Genomic DNA, 14,282 nt, shown 5'->3' on the forward strand with positions numbered 1-14,282 from the left:
GTCACCCTTCGTTCGATTCGCCGCTTGGCACACTTTTTTGCGAAGCGGCGGTGGACGCGGCGTCGCCGGCCGACGGGCCCGAGGACGCGCCGATCTCGCGCAGGCCCGCCCCGAGCGCGTGCCTGCCCTCGAAGGGCGTGACGCACGACGACGTCGACGGCGCCGTCGCGCTCACGACCTGCTCGGCGCCGACCGAGATGGTGCAGCTGATCTCGCCCTCGGCGCCGCTCCCCGTCGCCCCGACCGCGAGCACGCTGTCGTCGACCGGGATCCGCCCGCGCCACGGCGTCTCGACGAGGAAGCCCTCCTCGTTGCCCACCTGGACCGTGTCGCCGCGGGCCGCACCGCCCCCGGACGGTGCGGGGCTCGAGGAGACACCGGGGTCGTCGCGCACCACCGTCGCCGCGTACCCGACGAGGACCTGCTCGCCCGGGGTCGCGGTGGTGATCTCGATCTCGACGAACTGGTCCGGGCGCGGATCGGCGCCGAGATGCTCGCCCTCCATCGTGTACCAGCCGTCGGGCGCCACGGCGCCCGCACTCGGCGGGTTCGCGAGGCGGTCGTAGAGCGTCCACGCACCCACGGGCAGCAGGACACCGGCGAGACCCGCCGCGACGACCTTGAGCGCGGCGACCCCTCTCCCGCGCGACCGGCCGCCGGCCGGATCGATTCGTTCCCCGCCCGTGTACGGGCTGAGCTCCTCGGTCTCCTCCGCTTCGCTGCGGGCCTCCAGGGCCCGGACCGCCTTGGCCCGCGCGGCGATCATCGTGTTCATCGCCGGGGTGGTCTGCCAGGTGACGGGCCGGGCCGTGCGCCGGGTGATGCGCTCGACGATCTGCTGCGGCGTCGGGCGGGCCGCCGGATCCTTCGCGAGGCAGTCGCGGATCAGGAGCTTCAGCTCGGACGGCACGCCGTCGAGGTCCGGCTCGGTGTGCACCACCCGGTACGCGACGGACTCCGCCGGGCCGCCGCCGAACGGCGAGCTGCCCGTCGCGGCGTAGGCCAGCAGGCAGCCGAACGAGAAGACGTCGGACGCCGTGCCGGCCTCGTGCCCGCGCACCTGCTCGGGCGACATGTACGACGCCGTCCCCAGCACCTGGCTGACGGACGTGAGCGCGGTGGCCTCCAGCGCCCGAGCGATGCCGAAGTCGATGATCCGCGGGCCGCCCGTGGTGAGCAGCACGTTGCCGGGCTTGAGGTCCCGGTGCACGAGCCCCGCGCCGTGGATCGTGGTGAGGCCCTCCGCGAGCCCGAGGCCGAGCGCGCGGAGGGTCGGGACGTCGAGCGGACCGGACTCACCGATCGCCTCGCGCAGCGACGGGCCGAGCACGAACGAGGTGGCCATCCACGGCTGGCGGGCGTGCGGGTCGGCGTAGACCAGCCCGGCGGTGTGACTCCCCGCCACCCGGCGCGCGGCGTCGACCTCCCGCGCGAACCGCTCCCGGAACTCCTGCTCGCCGGTCAGGTCGAGGCGGACCACCTTGACCGCGACCTTCTCGCCCTCCGGCGTCCGGCCGAGGTACACGGTCCCCATCCCGCCGGAGCCGAGCACCCCGAGCAGCCGGTACGGTCCGAGGTGGCGCGGATCCTCCGGACGCAGCGGCACGGCCGCGCCCGCGGACCCGGGGGCGCCGGGACTCGCCTCGATCGACACGCTGTGATTCCCCCTCACAGGTTTCATCGGTTGGTCTCCCGGCGACGCGCGGGCGGCCCGCAGTGCTCGTGCGCGACGGCCTGGGGACGCGGGCCCCACCTGTCGCGCGCCCGATGCTACTGGGGCCGGTCTGGCAAGCGCGAATCCACCACGGCCTTGACGTGGGAACTCGACGGGGGAGGGTGCGCTCAGGCCGGCGCGCGGGACGGTTCCCTGACCAGCGCGAGCATGGCCAGGCCGACCAGCACCACGAACAGCACCGCGAGCGTCCCCCAGATGATCGCGCCGGTGAGCTGCACCACGAGCCCCCAGAGCAGCGGCGTCAGGAACGACGCCGCCCTGCCGGTGGTGGCGTACAGGCCGAAGACCTCCGACTCCCGGCCCGCGGGGGTGATGCGTGCCAGGAACGATCTCGACGACGCCTGCGCCGGACCCACGAACAGGCACAGGAACAGGCCGGCCGCCCAGAACACGACCGGCCCCAGCGGGTGCAGCACGACGATGACGACCCCCGCGACGACCATCCCGGTGAGCGACACGACGACCACGGCGCGGCTCCCGAACCGGTCGTCCACGAAGCCCGCCACGAACGCGGCCGCACCCGCCACGAAGAGCGCCACCAGACCGAACGCCTGGACCGACGTCTCGGGGAAGAAGAACGCCTGCGCGGCGATGATCGCGCCGTAGGTGAACACTCCGGTCAGCCCGTCCCGGTAGATCGCCGACGCGACGAGGAACCAGAACGTCGGACGCGCCTCGCGCCAGAGCCCGACGACGTCCTTGGCGACGATCACGTAGCTCCGGAAGAACCCGACCTGGGGCCGGTCCTGCGCCGGCGGGGTCTCCGGCACCTCCAGGAAGAGCGGAAGTGCGAAGACCACGGTCCACACCGCGCAGAACACCGCGATGACCCGGTAGCCGAGACCGTCGTCGGTGGGCATCCCCCAGAAGTTGAACGCGCCGGCGACGATCACGGCACCGAGTGCCACGATCCCCCCGACGTAACCCATCCCCCACCCGAGGCCGGACACCTTGCCGACGGTCCGCGGCGTCGAGACGCTCACCAGCATCGCGTTGTAGTTCACGCCCGCGATGTCCTGCACGACCTGCATCAGGCCGATCAGGATCGCGCCGAACCAGAAGTACGCCGGGTCCGCGGACACGAAGAACAGCCCGAACTGCAGCAGGACCAGGGCGAGCGTGGACCACCCGAGCCACCGCTTGCGCCGCCCCGAGACATCGGCGCGCTGCCCGATCACGGGTGCCAGCAGGAGAACGGCGATCCCCGCGATGAACCCGGCGTAGCCGTAGTTCGCCGCGAGCTCGGCGAGCGCGCGGCCGTAGGCCGGGTCGTCCGGCCCCAGCGCCGCCACCGCCGGATCGATGAAGTGCTCGCTCGTCAGGTAGGAGGCCGCGAACACGAACGTGATCAGCACGGTGTTCAGCGGCTGCGTGCCCCAGTCCCACAGGGCCCACGCCAGGACCCGCTTGCGGGGGATCGCGGCGTCGGCCTGCCGGTCGAGCCCCGTCGTGGGGGCGGCGTTCTCGCTCATGGGACGGAACTCTCCTCGATTCGGATGAACGAAAGGTAGCGCGCGTCACCGACAACGGCGCCGGCCCGGGCGCGGGGTGCGTCCGTCACGCCTCCCGCCCGGCGAGGTTGTGCCGCCCGATGTCCCCCACCGTCGCCGCGCCCGCCAGCGCCATGGTGATGTCGAGCTCGGCGAGGACGTGCCGGGTGACGGCGTGGACGCCCTCGGCTCCCGCGAGCGCGAGGCCGTAGACCCAGGGGCGGCCGAGCAGGACGGCGTCCGCGCCGAGGGCGAGGGCGACGAAGGCATCCGCTCCGGTGCGGATCCCGGAGTCGAAGAGGACGGGTGCGTGCGGGGTGGTGCGGGCACGGACGGCGGTGGCGATCGCGGGAAGGGCGTCGAGGGAGGCGATGGCGTTGTCGAGCTGTCGCCCGCCGTGGTTCGACACGATGACGCCGGAGGCGCCGTGGTCGAGGGCGGCGGTGGCGTCGTCGGGTGTCTGGACGCCCTTGACGAGGACGGGCAGGTCGGTGAGCTCCCGGAGGCGCGCGAGGTCCGCCCAGGTGAGTGTCGGGTCGGAGAAGGTGTCGAGGAAGGTGTCGACGTGGGCGCGGGTGGCGCGGTGCCGGCGGAGGGAGGCGAGCGTCGACAGGGCGCGCAGCGTGGGCCGTGGCCCGGGGACGGACGACGACGGCGCGGGGCGGGCCGCGCGTGCGGCGGAGAGCTTCCGGAACTCCGGGTCCGAGAGGTACTGGGCGAGTCCTTCGCCGCGGGCGAACGGGAGATGGCCGAGGTCGAGGTCGCGGGTCCGCCAGCCGAGGGTGCTGGTGTCGGTGGTGAGCACGATGGCGTCGGCCCCGATCGCCTCGGCGCGGCGGACGAGGGACCGGGTGAGCTCGGCGGACCGGGGCCAGTAGAGCTGGAACCAGCGGGGAGTGCCGCCGAGGGCGTCGGCGACGTCCTCCATCGGGACCGAGGCCTGGGAGGAGATGACGACGGGCAGCCCGGTGCGGGCGGCGGCGCGGGCGAGCTCGGGCTCGGCGCCTCGTGGTGTCCCGCGGGCGCCGCGTCTGTGCCGCACGGCGAGTTCGAGGGCACCCACGGGCGCGTACAGCAGGGGTGCCGCCAGGTCGCGGCCGAGCAGGGTCGTGGTGAGGTCGCGGGCGTGCGTGCCGGTGAGCTGGCGGGGCAGGATCCGGTGGCGGGTGAAGGCCTCGCGGTTGGCGGCGACCGTGCGCTGGTCCCCGGCGCCGTCGGCGACGTAGGCGGCGGCCCGGCGGGTCATGACGGCCCGGGCGGCCGCCTCCAGGCGGTCGGGCGAGGTGGGGACGACGGGGCGGTGTCCGTAGGCACCCGCGGTGTAGATGCCGGACTGCACCGTCCGGGAGATGGTCGTCATCGGTGCGGGCTCCTGCCTGGGGCGAGCGGCGGGCGAGCGGTGTCGGTGGGCGGTCAGAGGGTCTCGGCAGGTGAGGTCTCGTGCTGCCAGTGCCAGGCCTCCGGGACGCGCCCGTTGGGTGCGGCCCATCGGGGATGGAGCCAGCCGTGGGCGGGTGCGTTGGCCTGCATCCACTCGTGCTCGGGGGTTCCGAACGTCTGGACGCCGCCGCCGAAGTCGACGGCGACGCCGAGGCCGTGCGTGGAGCAGCCCGGCGCGGCGGCCAGCGGTGAGTTCGGGTCGTAGAGGCCGGCCTGGTCGGCGAGGCTGCGGTAGGCGGAGTTGATCGTGAGATCGGTGCCGAACCGGGCGCGGTACGCGTCGTTGAGGGAGACGAGCGAGTCGAGGAGGTCGGTGCGCACGCGGTACTCGGGGGCCCAGGGGATGGCGGCGAGCCGCTGGTCGGCCAGCCGGCCGCTGTCGGGGGTCCAGAGCTGGTCCGGCGCGGGACAGGTCGCGGCGTCCTGGGCGGTGATCATGCTGTCCGTGGTGGAGCCGAGCTCCGCCCGGCGGGAGGTGAGGTCGGCGACCGCCTCCTCGAGCTGGACGAGGTCGGCGTCCGCGAGGCCGTCGTCACGGGTCCGGGTGTGGGCGACCTCGGCGGAGTCGAGGGCGGAGCGTAGCGCGGTGCGCGCGAGTTCGTCGCCGTCGAGATCCTCGGTGACGCGGTAGATCTTCTCTCCCCGCGTGATGGTCGCCTCGAGCCGGTCGCGACCCTCGGCGATGTCGTTCCTGGCGCGCTGCACCATGGACGCCCAGACGCGGTCGGAGGCGGCGATGAGGTTCTCGGTGGCCGCGGAGGCCTGGCCCGGCATCCGGTCGACGAACGCGACGCCGTTGAGGACATCGTCGGCGCCGGTGAGCTGCTCGGTCAGTTCTTGCCGGGTGGCCGGGTCGGCGACCCGGCCTTCGGACTGGGCGAGCAGCGTGTCGGCGGACGCGGCCTGCCTGGCCAGGTCGTCGGCCTCGCGCTCCAGGTACCAGTAGGCGGCCCCGACGGTGACGACCAGCAGGAGCGCGAAGACCGCGATGATGATCGCGTTGGTGCGACCACGGTGGCGCTTCCTGGGTTTCTTCGCGGGAGCCGGCGACGGGAAGGGCGGCGGCTCGGCTGCGGGGGGCGGGAAGGCCGTCTGGGTCACAGCGTCAGAACCTACGGCACGACGCGGTGACGTGGACAATCGCGGCCGGGTGATTTCCGGCCGCGGTCGCGCGGTACCGCCACGACCGCGGCCGGTCCTCCCTGGGGCCGGGAGGGCGGGGACAGGTGCGGGAGCACAGCGGTGCGCGGTGGCGGTCGGTGCGCGGGCATGGTTCTCCGTGGTCGTGCCGTGGCGGGCTATCATCCGTTCGTGTCCGATCCTTTGCCGTCCGCGTCGTCGCCGGTGCCGTTGCACTGGCAGCCGGATACGTTGCTCGGTGAGCCGTTCGAGCAGAGCAAGCTCGGCCCGGCGACGCTGGTGCGCTACGCCCCGGACGGGCCCGCCACCGACACGGACGGAGCCGGCGCCGGTCTCGCGCCGCCCGCCGCCGTCGTCCATGTGCACGGCTACAACGACTACTTCTTCCAAGAGCACCTGGCCCGTGCCTTCGCCCGTGCGGGGTACGCGTTCTACGCCGTCGACCTGCGTGCCGCCGGTCGTTCGCTCCGTGCGGGGCAGGTGCCGCACTTCGTGGGGGACCTGCGTGAGCAGGCGGCCGACATCGACGAGGCGGCGCGCGCGGTGCGCGGTCTGCACCCGGGGGTCCCGCTGGTGGTGCACGCCCATTCCACGGGCGGGCTGACGGCCGCGTTGTGGGCGCATGCCCGTCGTCGCACGCTGCCCGACGGTTCCTACCTGGGCCCGGATCTGCTGGTGCTGAACAGTCCGTTCCTCGATCTGCCGGGCACGTTGTTCGAGCGCACGGTGGGGACGTGGATCCTGCGGATCGCGGCGCCGGCGAGTCCGCACCGGGTGGTGACGGACGGTCCCAGTGTGTACGCCACGCATCTGCTGGCCGCGAACGGGGGGCGCTGGGAGTTCGACACGCGTCTCAAGAAGCCGGAGGGGCAGCCGGCTCTCGCGTTGTGGATGCGGGCGGTGCGGCGGGTCCAGATGCAGGTGGCGCGGGGGCTGCGGATTCCCGTGCCGGTGCTCGTGGCACGGTCGGACTCGTCGGGGCCGGACCGTGCGGACAACCCGTGGCTGGGTGTGCAGGACACGGTGCTCGAGGTCGATCAGATCGCGCGGCGGGCGCGGCGGCTCGGCGACGACGTCACGCAGCTCGTGGTGCCCGGCGCGGTGCACGATCTGTCGCTGTCGGCGGAGGGGCCGCGGACCGAGTACCTGGGCAAGTTGTTCGCCTGGCTGGAGGAGCGGTTGTGACGGCGCGAGGTCCGGGCGGCGCGCGCGGCACGGAGTACTTCGACGCCCCGGGCGGGTTCGCCGCGCTCGCGCACCGCGGTTTCGCGCGTCCCGGGGGCGTGGACAACGGGCTGGAGAACTCGCTGGCCGCGTTCGCCGCCGCCGTCGGGCTCGGTTACTCGTACGTGGAGACGGACGCCCACGGCACGCGCGACGGGGTCGCCGTCGCCCTGCACGACGAGTCGCTGGACCGCACCACGGATTCCACCGGGCTGGTCGCCGAGCTGCCCTGGAGCGTGGTCCGCGGTGCGCGGATCGGCGGCACCGAGCCCGTGCCCCGGCTCGACGAGCTGCTGGGTGCGTGGCCGGGTCTGCGGGTGAACATCGACGTCAAGGCGGATTCCGGCGTGGCGCCCGTGGCCGAGGCGGTCGAGCGGACGCGTTCCCACGATCGTGTCTGTATCACCTCGTTCTCCCCCGCACGGCGTCGTGCGACCCTGGCGCGACTGTCCCGGCCGGTGGCGACGTCGGCCGGGCGCGGCGAGGTGGCGCGTTTTCTCGCCGGGGCGCGGACCGGCCTGGCGCTCCTGGCGCGGAGCGCCCTGCGGGACGTCGGTGCCCTGCAGGTCCCGGTGACCGAGCGGGTGCCGGTGGCCGGCCGGCTCACCGTGGTCGACGGCGCGACCGTGCGCGCCGCCCACCGGGCCGGCAAGCAGGTCCATGTGTGGACCATCGACGACGCCGCCGAGATGCACCGCCTCATCGACCTCGGCGTGGACGGCATCGTCACGGACCGCGCCGACGTCCTCAAGGAGGTCCTCACCACCCGCGGCCTGTGGCCCTGACACCCTGACCCGTCCGCGCGGTCACGGCGCCACGGCCCGTCAGGGCACGCTCTGCGGGGAGCACTCCACCGGCGGGGGCGGGGCGGGGGCCGTGCCCGAGCCGATGAAGCCGTACGTCGTCGACGCGCCGGACGTCAGGTGGCCGTTCCACGCGACGTTGCCCACGCCGACGGTGCCTGTGGTGCCCCGCAGGTCGCCGTTCCACAGCTGCGAGATGCTCGAGCCCGACAGCATGAACCGGGTCAGCCAGTCGTCCAGGTGGTCGTTCGTCGCGGTGACCGTGACCTCGGCCTGGTAGCCGCCCTGCCAGGCGTTCACGATCGTCATCGCCGCCGCGCACGTGCCCGACGGCGGCTCGGGGTACGTCGGGTCGTCGGTCGGGTCGTCCGACGGCGTGGGTGTGGGAGTGGGCGTCGGGTCCGGCGTCGGCTCCCCGCCGCCCCCGTCCAGCCCGCCGAAGAAGTCCATCGCGTACTGCGCCATCCCGGTGCGGTACAGGTCGTGCGAGTACCCCTGCAGGCTGATCGACTGGAACGCGGGCGCCGCTGCGTCCCCGTACGTGGTCCGGGTCCAGTCCGGCTGCGGCTGATCCACCACGCCGGAGCCCTGCGCGAGGCCGTGCAGGTCGGTCCACTGCTTGATCTGCTCGCCGAAGTTGGGGTAGGCCAGCACGGTGTCCTGCGTGCCGTGCCAGGTCTGGAACCGCGGATAGGGGCCGTTGTACCCAGGGTACATGCCGCGCGCCGCGTCGCCCCACTCCTGCGCCGTGCGGATGTCCTGCCCGTTCGAGCAGGTGCTGTTCCACGTGTTGTCGGCGCTGCCCGTGGCGAAGCACGTGGCCGGCACGCCGGAGAACGCCGCCCCGGCGGCGAACACGTCCGGGTACAGCGCCAGCAGGACGTTCGTCATCATCGCGCCCGACGACACGCCCGTCGCGTAGATCCGCGACGTGTCCACGCCGTACTCCGCGACCGCGTGATCGATCATCGACCGGATCGCCACCGGGTCGCTGCCGCCGTCGCGCGTCAGGGCGTCCGGCGAGTACACGTCGAAGCAGTGCCCGTCACGCGTCGCCTCCGGGAACACGATGACGAAGCCCTGCTCGTCGGCCGCCCGCACGAACTCCTGCGCCGCGCCGGCGAAGTACGCGGGCGCCGAGCCGGTGCAGTAGTGCACCGCGACCAGCAGCGCGGGGTCCGGGTCGACGTCGTCGGGCACGTACACGTACATGTTGAGGCCGCTCGGGTTCGGCCCGAAGTCCGTCACCCGCTCCAGGCTCGCCGCAGACGCCGGCCGCAGCGCCGCCCCGATCCACAGCACCCCGAGCGTCAGGGCGAGCGTGGCGGCGAGCGCCCCGGCCAGCGGTCGCAGGAGGCGTCTGGATGCCGCGTGGGTGTGGCTGTTCATCGGAGCCCTCCGGGGTGCGCGGAACACGCCGGCGACAGGGGTGACGCCGACCGCCCCATCCCAGGCGACGACGCTTGTGCGGTCCATGTCCTGAACCGATTAAGCTCCGGCCGGTGGTGCTCAGCCCAGTGTCAGTTGGGTCTCGCGGCCCGCCGGGGGTTCCTTGGACACCTCGGCGTACGCGGCCGCCAGCAGGGTCGGGTCCGGGCCCTCCAGGCGGGCCGGCTTGGCGACGTCGTCGAGGACGACGAAGCGCAGCATGTCGCCGCGGGACTTCTTGTCGCGGCGCATGGCGGCGAGCAGGTCGTCCCATCGGTCGCCGCGGTACGACGTCGGCAGTCCGAGCGCGGTGAGGATGTCGCGGTGGCGGTCGACGACGGCGTCGTCGAGCTTGCCGGCCAGCCGGGCGAGCTCGGCGGCGAACACCATGCCGACGGCGACGGCGGCGCCGTGGCGCCACTGGTAGCGCTCGGCGAGTTCGACGGCGTGGCCGAACGTGTGGCCGTAGTTGAGGATCTCGCGCAGGCCGGACTCCTTGAGGTCCTCCCCCACCACCCGCGCCTTGACCCGGACCGAGCGGGTGACCAGTTCGGCGAGGACGTCCCAGGTGGCGGCGGTCGCGTCGGCGCCTTTCCAGTTCTTGAGGTCGGCGGCGTGCTCGGTGACGAGGCGGAGGATCTCCTCGTCGGCGATGAAGCCGGTCTTGACGACCTCGGCGAGTCCGGCCACGAGGTCCCAGCGGTCGAGGGACTCCAGGGCGGCCAGGTCGCACAGCACGCCGGCGGGCGGGTGGAAGGCGCCCACGAGGTTCTTTCCCTCGGCGGTATTGATGCCGGTCTTGCCGCCGACGGCGGCGTCGACCATGGCCAGGAGCGTGGTAGGCAGGTGCACGACGCGGATGCCGCGCAGCCACGTCGCGGCGACGAAGCCGGCCAGGTCGGTCGTCGCGCCGCCGCCGACCGACACGATCGCGTCGGAGCGGGTGAAGTCGGCCTGTCCGAGGACCTGCCAGCAGAAGGCGGCGACCTGTGCGGTCTTCTGCTCCTCGGCATCGGGCAGCTCGACGGCGAACGCCTCGTAGCCCTGCTGCTCGAGGTCCTCCCGTACGGCCTCGCCGGTGGCCTGCAGGGAGGCCGGGTGCATGACGAGCACCCGTCGCGCGTCGCGGCCGATCGTCGCGGCCAGTTCGCCGAGCAGGTGCCTGCCGATGACGACGTCGTAGGGCCGGTCGCCGGGGACGGTGACGCGGGTGGTGCTCACTGCTGGTCCTCCTGTTCGTGCGCGACGGCGGGTGCGGCGGGCGCCTGCTCGTCCTCGTCGTCGTCCAGGTGCTTCGGGTCGGCGAACTCGGCCACGGGGCGCAGCCCGAGCGCGCCGGCGATGCCGGCGGCCGCCTCCTCGGCGGGGCGTTCCGTGGACTCGACCCGCAGGGTCGCGAGCCGTTCGTACGTGGGCCGGCGCTCGTCCATCAGGGCCTGCCACCGCTGGCGCGGGTTGCCCAGGAGCAGCGGCCGCGCCTGGTTCATGCCGACGCGCGGTGCCGCGACGGCGAGTGTCACGTCGAGGAAGACGACGTTGCCGCCACGGGCGGTGTAGTCGGTCAGGGCCTGCGCCGTTCCGGCGTCCATCACGGCTCCCCCGCCCAGCGCCAGGATCCCGTCGTGCTCGGCGAGCGCCGCGGCGACGGCCTCGCGTTCCATGGCACGGAAGGCGGGCTCGCCGTCGTCGACGAAGATGTCGGCGACGGGCTTGCCCGCGCGCTCCTCGACGTCGTGGTCGGTGTCGCGGACGCGCACGCCGAGGCCGTGGGCCAGGACGCGGCCGACCTTCGACTTGCCCGACCCGGGCGGGCCGACCAGGACGACGAGCGGGCGGGGGGTGGCCGGGGTCACCGGGTCGGTGCCGGGTGCGGCGGTCGCGTCGGGTGCCACATCGGATGTCGCTTCGGATGTCGCGTCGTGCCTCATCGCAGGGTCTCCGGGATCGCGGCGAGGTAGGCCTCGGCGTTGCGCCGGGTCTCGGCGAGGGAGTCCCCGCCGAACTTCTCGATCGCGGCCTCGGCGAGCACCAGCGCGACCATCGCCTCGGCGACGACGGCCGCCGGCGGCACGGCGCACACGTCCGAGCGCTGGTGGTGGGCGGTCACGGCCTCGCCGGTGGCGACGTCCACGGTGGGCAGGGCGCGGGGCACGGTGGAGATGGGCTTCATCGCGGCTCGCACCCGCACCGCCTCGCCGTTGGACATGCCGCCCTCGATGCCGCCGGCGCGGTTGGTGTCGCGGGTGAGGCCCGGGCCGTGTCCCTCGGCGCCGGACGCGGGCAGGATGGCGTCGTGCGCGGCCGTGCCGCGGCGGCGTGCGGTGCGGAACCCGTCGCCCACCTCGACGCCCTTGATCGCCTGGATGCCCATCAGGGCGGCGGCCAGGCGCGCGTCGAGGCGCCGGTCGCCCTGGACGTAGGTGCCGAGCCCGGACGGGACGCCGTGGGCGACCACCTCGACGACGCCGCCGAGCGTGTCGCCGTCGGCCTTGGCCAGGTCGATCTCCTCGACCATCAGCTTCGACGTGGCCGGGTGGTGGCAGCGCACCGGATCGGCGTCGAGCGCGACGACGTCGTCGGGCCCGGGCACGGGCGCGTCGTCGGGCACCTCGACCGGGCCGATGGCCACGACGTGCGAGACGAGCCGCACGCCGAGGGCCTGCTCCAAGAACTTCGCGGCGGCCGTCCCGAGCGCGACGCGCATCGCGGTCTCGCGGGCGCTGGCCCGCTCCAGGACGGGGCGGGCGTCGTCGAACCCGTACTTGCGCATGCCCACCAGGTCGGCGTGGCCGGGCCGCGGGCGGGTGAGGGGCCGGTTGCGGGCGATCTCGCGCTCGTCGCCCGTGCCGGCGTCCTTGAGGAGCGCCTCACGCGGCACGGGGTCGGCGGCCATGACCTCGGTCCACTTGGGCCATTCGGTGTTGCCGATCTCGATGGCCAGCGGACCGCCCTGCGTGAGCCCGTGCCGCAGGCCGCCGAGGACGCGCAGCTCGTCCTGCTCGAACTTCTGCCGCGAGCCGCGGCCGTAGCCGAGGCGGCGCCGGGCGAGCGCCGCCCGGATGTCGTCGGTGGTGAGGGCGACGCCGGCCGGCAGCCCTTCCATCACCCCCACCAGGGCAGGACCGTGCGACTCTCCCGAGGTCAACCAGCGAAGCATGCCGCAATCCTTACACGTCGAGCGCCGCCGCGAGCGCCGCGTCCATCGCGGCGAGCGCGTCGGCGAGCGCGTCGGCCGGGCTGCCGGTGCGGCCGGTCATGAGGCGCACCTGTTCGACGGCCTGGTGCAGCAGCATGCGTTCGCCGCTCACAGCGACGCCGCCGGCGGCGGCCCAGGCGGTGTGCAGGGCGGTGGGGCGGGGATCGTAGGCGACGTCGAGGAGGACGCCGTAGGCCGCTTCCCGGGGCGTGCCGGGCGGTTCGGAGGCACCGGGGAGGGTGCCGTGCGGCGCGCCGTGCGGGGCGAGGTGGCCGACGGCGGCGGCCAGCCGGTCCGCGGCACGCGGCGGGAGTGTGGACACGACGACGTCGGCCGCGGCGAGCTCGCGGGCGACCTGGCCGTCGGCGCCGGTGAGGTCCGCCTCGACGAGTCCGGGCGTCACGCCCATGCGTGCGATCGCGGCGCGCAGTTCCCCGACCCGGTCCAGGGAGCGGACCAGGACGCGGGCGGAGGTGCAGCCCAGCTCCGCGAGGGCGGCGAGCGCGGACGCCGCGGTCGCTCCCCCGCCCAGGACGACGGCGCGCGTCACCTCGGGCCCTCCGTCCGCTGCCGCGGCCGGGAGTGCCGCGAGTCCTTCGCGCAGCGCCTGCACGAGGCCGTACACGTCGGTGTTGGTGCCGGTCAGCGTCACCGCGCCGGAGGCGTCACCCGCCGGGCCGGCGGGTGAGACGAGCACGGTGTTCACCGCGCCGACCGCGGCGGCCAGCGGCTCGACGTGGTCCACCAGCTCCAGGGCGCGGTGCTTGAGCGGCATGGTCAGGGACAGGCCCGCCCAGCCGCGGTCGATGCCGGCCAGGAACGTCTCGAGCTCGTGCTCGTCGACGTCGTGGCGGCCGTACTCCCAGTCGTCGAGCCCGAGGGCGCGGTAGGCGGCGGTGTGCAGGGCCGGGGACAGCGAGTGGGCGATCGGGTGCCCGAGGACGGCAGCCCTCACGTCCAGGCCTCGCCGGTGAGGGTCTCGTAGATCTCCACGTAGCGGGCGCGGGTCTCCGCCGCGACGTCGGCGGGGATCTCGGGGCCCGGGTCGGTGCGGTCCCAGTCGGTGAGGGTGGCGGACCAGTCGCGCACGTACTGCTTGTCGTACGACCACTGCGGCCGGCCGGGCTGGTACTCGGCCGCCTTCCAGAAGCGCGAGGAGTCGGGGGTGAGGACCTCGTCGGCCAGGGTGAGGACGCCCTCGGCGTCGTACCCGAACTCGAGCTTGGTATCGGCGATGACGACGCCGCGCTCGCGCGCGATCTCCGAGCCGCGCGCGTAGATGTCCAGGGTCAGGTCCCGCAGGCGGGCCGCCGTGTCCGCGCCGACCTGCTCGGCGACGGTCTCGAACGGGATGAACTCGTCATGCCCCTCGTCCGCCTTGGTCGACGGCGTGAACACCGGCCGCGGCAGGCGGTCAGCCTCCACGAGCCCGGGCGGCAGCGTGACGCCCGACACGGCGCCGGACTCCTGGTAGGAGCGCAGCCCCAGGCCCGCGAGATAGCCGCGCGCGATGCACTCGACGGGCAGGATGTCCAGCCTGCGGCAGCGGATGGCCCGGCCCTTCCACCTGTCCGGCACGTCCTCGCTGAGGACATGGTTCGGCACGAGGTCGGCGAACTGCCGGAACCACCACAGCGACAGCTGCGTGAGGATGGCGCCCTTGTCCGGGATCGGCGTCGGCAGCACGACGTCGTACACCGACACCCGGTCCGAGGCGACCAGGATCACGTCCTGGCCGTCCGCGTACACCTCACGTACCTTGCCCTGGCGAATCAGTTCCACGCCGGAAAGGCTACGTCACGCGGGCCGGCCCCTCCGCCGTGGTC

At 73.9% G+C, this 14,282-nt stretch carries 12 protein-coding genes; 2 read left to right on the forward strand and 10 right to left on the reverse strand.

Going from position 1 to position 14,282, the window contains the following annotated elements; all coding sequences use genetic code 11:
- Nucleotide 1: 1 nt before the first annotated feature.
- The 4 genes from IIE03_RS04585 to IIE03_RS26640 form a co-directional block, all read right to left on the reverse strand.
- Entirely contained in the window at nucleotides 2-1,654 is a 1,653-nt protein-coding gene (locus IIE03_RS04585; protein ID WP_192861558.1) for a serine/threonine-protein kinase, read from the reverse strand.
- Nucleotides 1,655-1,842: 188 nt separating this feature from the next.
- The gene (locus IIE03_RS04590) at nucleotides 1,843-3,207 is read right to left on the reverse strand and encodes an MFS transporter (protein WP_192861559.1); all 1,365 of its coding nucleotides are present in this window, start codon (nucleotides 3,205-3,207) and stop codon (nucleotides 1,843-1,845) included.
- Between the two features lie 85 nt (nucleotides 3,208-3,292).
- The gene (locus IIE03_RS04595) at nucleotides 3,293-4,585 is read right to left on the reverse strand and encodes an alpha-hydroxy-acid oxidizing protein (protein ID WP_192861560.1); all 1,293 of its coding nucleotides are present in this window, start codon (nucleotides 4,583-4,585) and stop codon (nucleotides 3,293-3,295) included.
- 53 nt (nucleotides 4,586-4,638) lie between these two features.
- Entirely contained in the window at nucleotides 4,639-5,766 is a 1,128-nt protein-coding gene (locus IIE03_RS26640) for a M15 family metallopeptidase (protein WP_192861561.1), read from the reverse strand.
- A gap of 210 nt (nucleotides 5,767-5,976) precedes the next feature.
- On the opposite strand from IIE03_RS26640, the gene IIE03_RS04605 reads away from it, so the two are divergent.
- Together IIE03_RS04605 and IIE03_RS04610 are read left to right on the forward strand one after the other, a co-directional pair.
- Complete coding sequence (locus IIE03_RS04605) at nucleotides 5,977-6,990, forward strand: alpha/beta hydrolase (RefSeq protein ID WP_318842802.1); 1,014 nt, start codon at nucleotides 5,977-5,979, stop codon at nucleotides 6,988-6,990.
- A complete protein-coding gene (locus IIE03_RS04610) occupies nucleotides 6,987-7,814 on the forward strand; it encodes a glycerophosphodiester phosphodiesterase (RefSeq protein ID WP_192861563.1) in 828 nt (275 codons plus the stop codon). The genes IIE03_RS04605 and IIE03_RS04610 overlap by 4 nt, the downstream gene beginning before the upstream one ends.
- 39 nt (nucleotides 7,815-7,853) lie before the next feature.
- On the opposite strand, the gene IIE03_RS04615 is transcribed toward IIE03_RS04610, so the two are convergent.
- The 6 genes from IIE03_RS04615 to IIE03_RS04640 are packed head-to-tail and all read right to left on the reverse strand — an operon-like array spanning nucleotide 7,854 to nucleotide 14,238.
- Nucleotides 7,854-9,308, reverse strand: a complete 1,455-nt coding sequence (locus IIE03_RS04615) for an extracellular catalytic domain type 1 short-chain-length polyhydroxyalkanoate depolymerase (protein WP_192861564.1) — start codon at nucleotides 9,306-9,308, stop codon at nucleotides 7,854-7,856.
- A 33-nt stretch (nucleotides 9,309-9,341) separates the two neighbouring features.
- Nucleotides 9,342-10,481: a 3-dehydroquinate synthase gene (aroB, locus tag IIE03_RS04620; RefSeq protein ID WP_192861565.1), complete on the reverse strand. Its 1,140-nt coding sequence runs from the start codon at nucleotides 10,479-10,481 to the stop codon at nucleotides 9,342-9,344.
- Nucleotides 10,478-11,152: a shikimate kinase gene (locus IIE03_RS04625; RefSeq protein ID WP_318842803.1), complete on the reverse strand. Its 675-nt coding sequence runs from the start codon at nucleotides 11,150-11,152 to the stop codon at nucleotides 10,478-10,480. Before IIE03_RS04625 ends, aroB begins: the two co-directional genes overlap by 4 nt.
- A gap of 32 nt (nucleotides 11,153-11,184) precedes the next feature.
- Nucleotides 11,185-12,417 carry a chorismate synthase gene (gene aroC, locus IIE03_RS04630; RefSeq protein ID WP_192861567.1) on the reverse strand — a complete coding sequence of 411 codons (1,233 nt, stop codon included), beginning with the start codon at nucleotides 12,415-12,417 and terminating at the stop codon, nucleotides 11,185-11,187.
- Between the two features lie 10 nt (nucleotides 12,418-12,427).
- The gene (locus IIE03_RS04635; protein ID WP_192861611.1) at nucleotides 12,428-13,417 is read right to left on the reverse strand and encodes a shikimate dehydrogenase; all 990 of its coding nucleotides are present in this window, start codon (nucleotides 13,415-13,417) and stop codon (nucleotides 12,428-12,430) included.
- On the reverse strand, nucleotides 13,408-14,238 hold the full coding sequence (locus IIE03_RS04640) for a phosphoribosylaminoimidazolesuccinocarboxamide synthase (protein WP_192861568.1): 831 nt from the start codon (nucleotides 14,236-14,238) through the stop codon (nucleotides 13,408-13,410). Before IIE03_RS04640 ends, IIE03_RS04635 begins: the two co-directional genes overlap by 10 nt.
- Between the last annotated feature and the right edge of the window lie 44 nt (nucleotides 14,239-14,282).

The organism is Myceligenerans pegani (assembly GCF_014892515.1).
Taxonomy (GTDB): Bacteria; Actinomycetota; Actinomycetes; order Actinomycetales; family Cellulomonadaceae; genus Myceligenerans; species Myceligenerans pegani.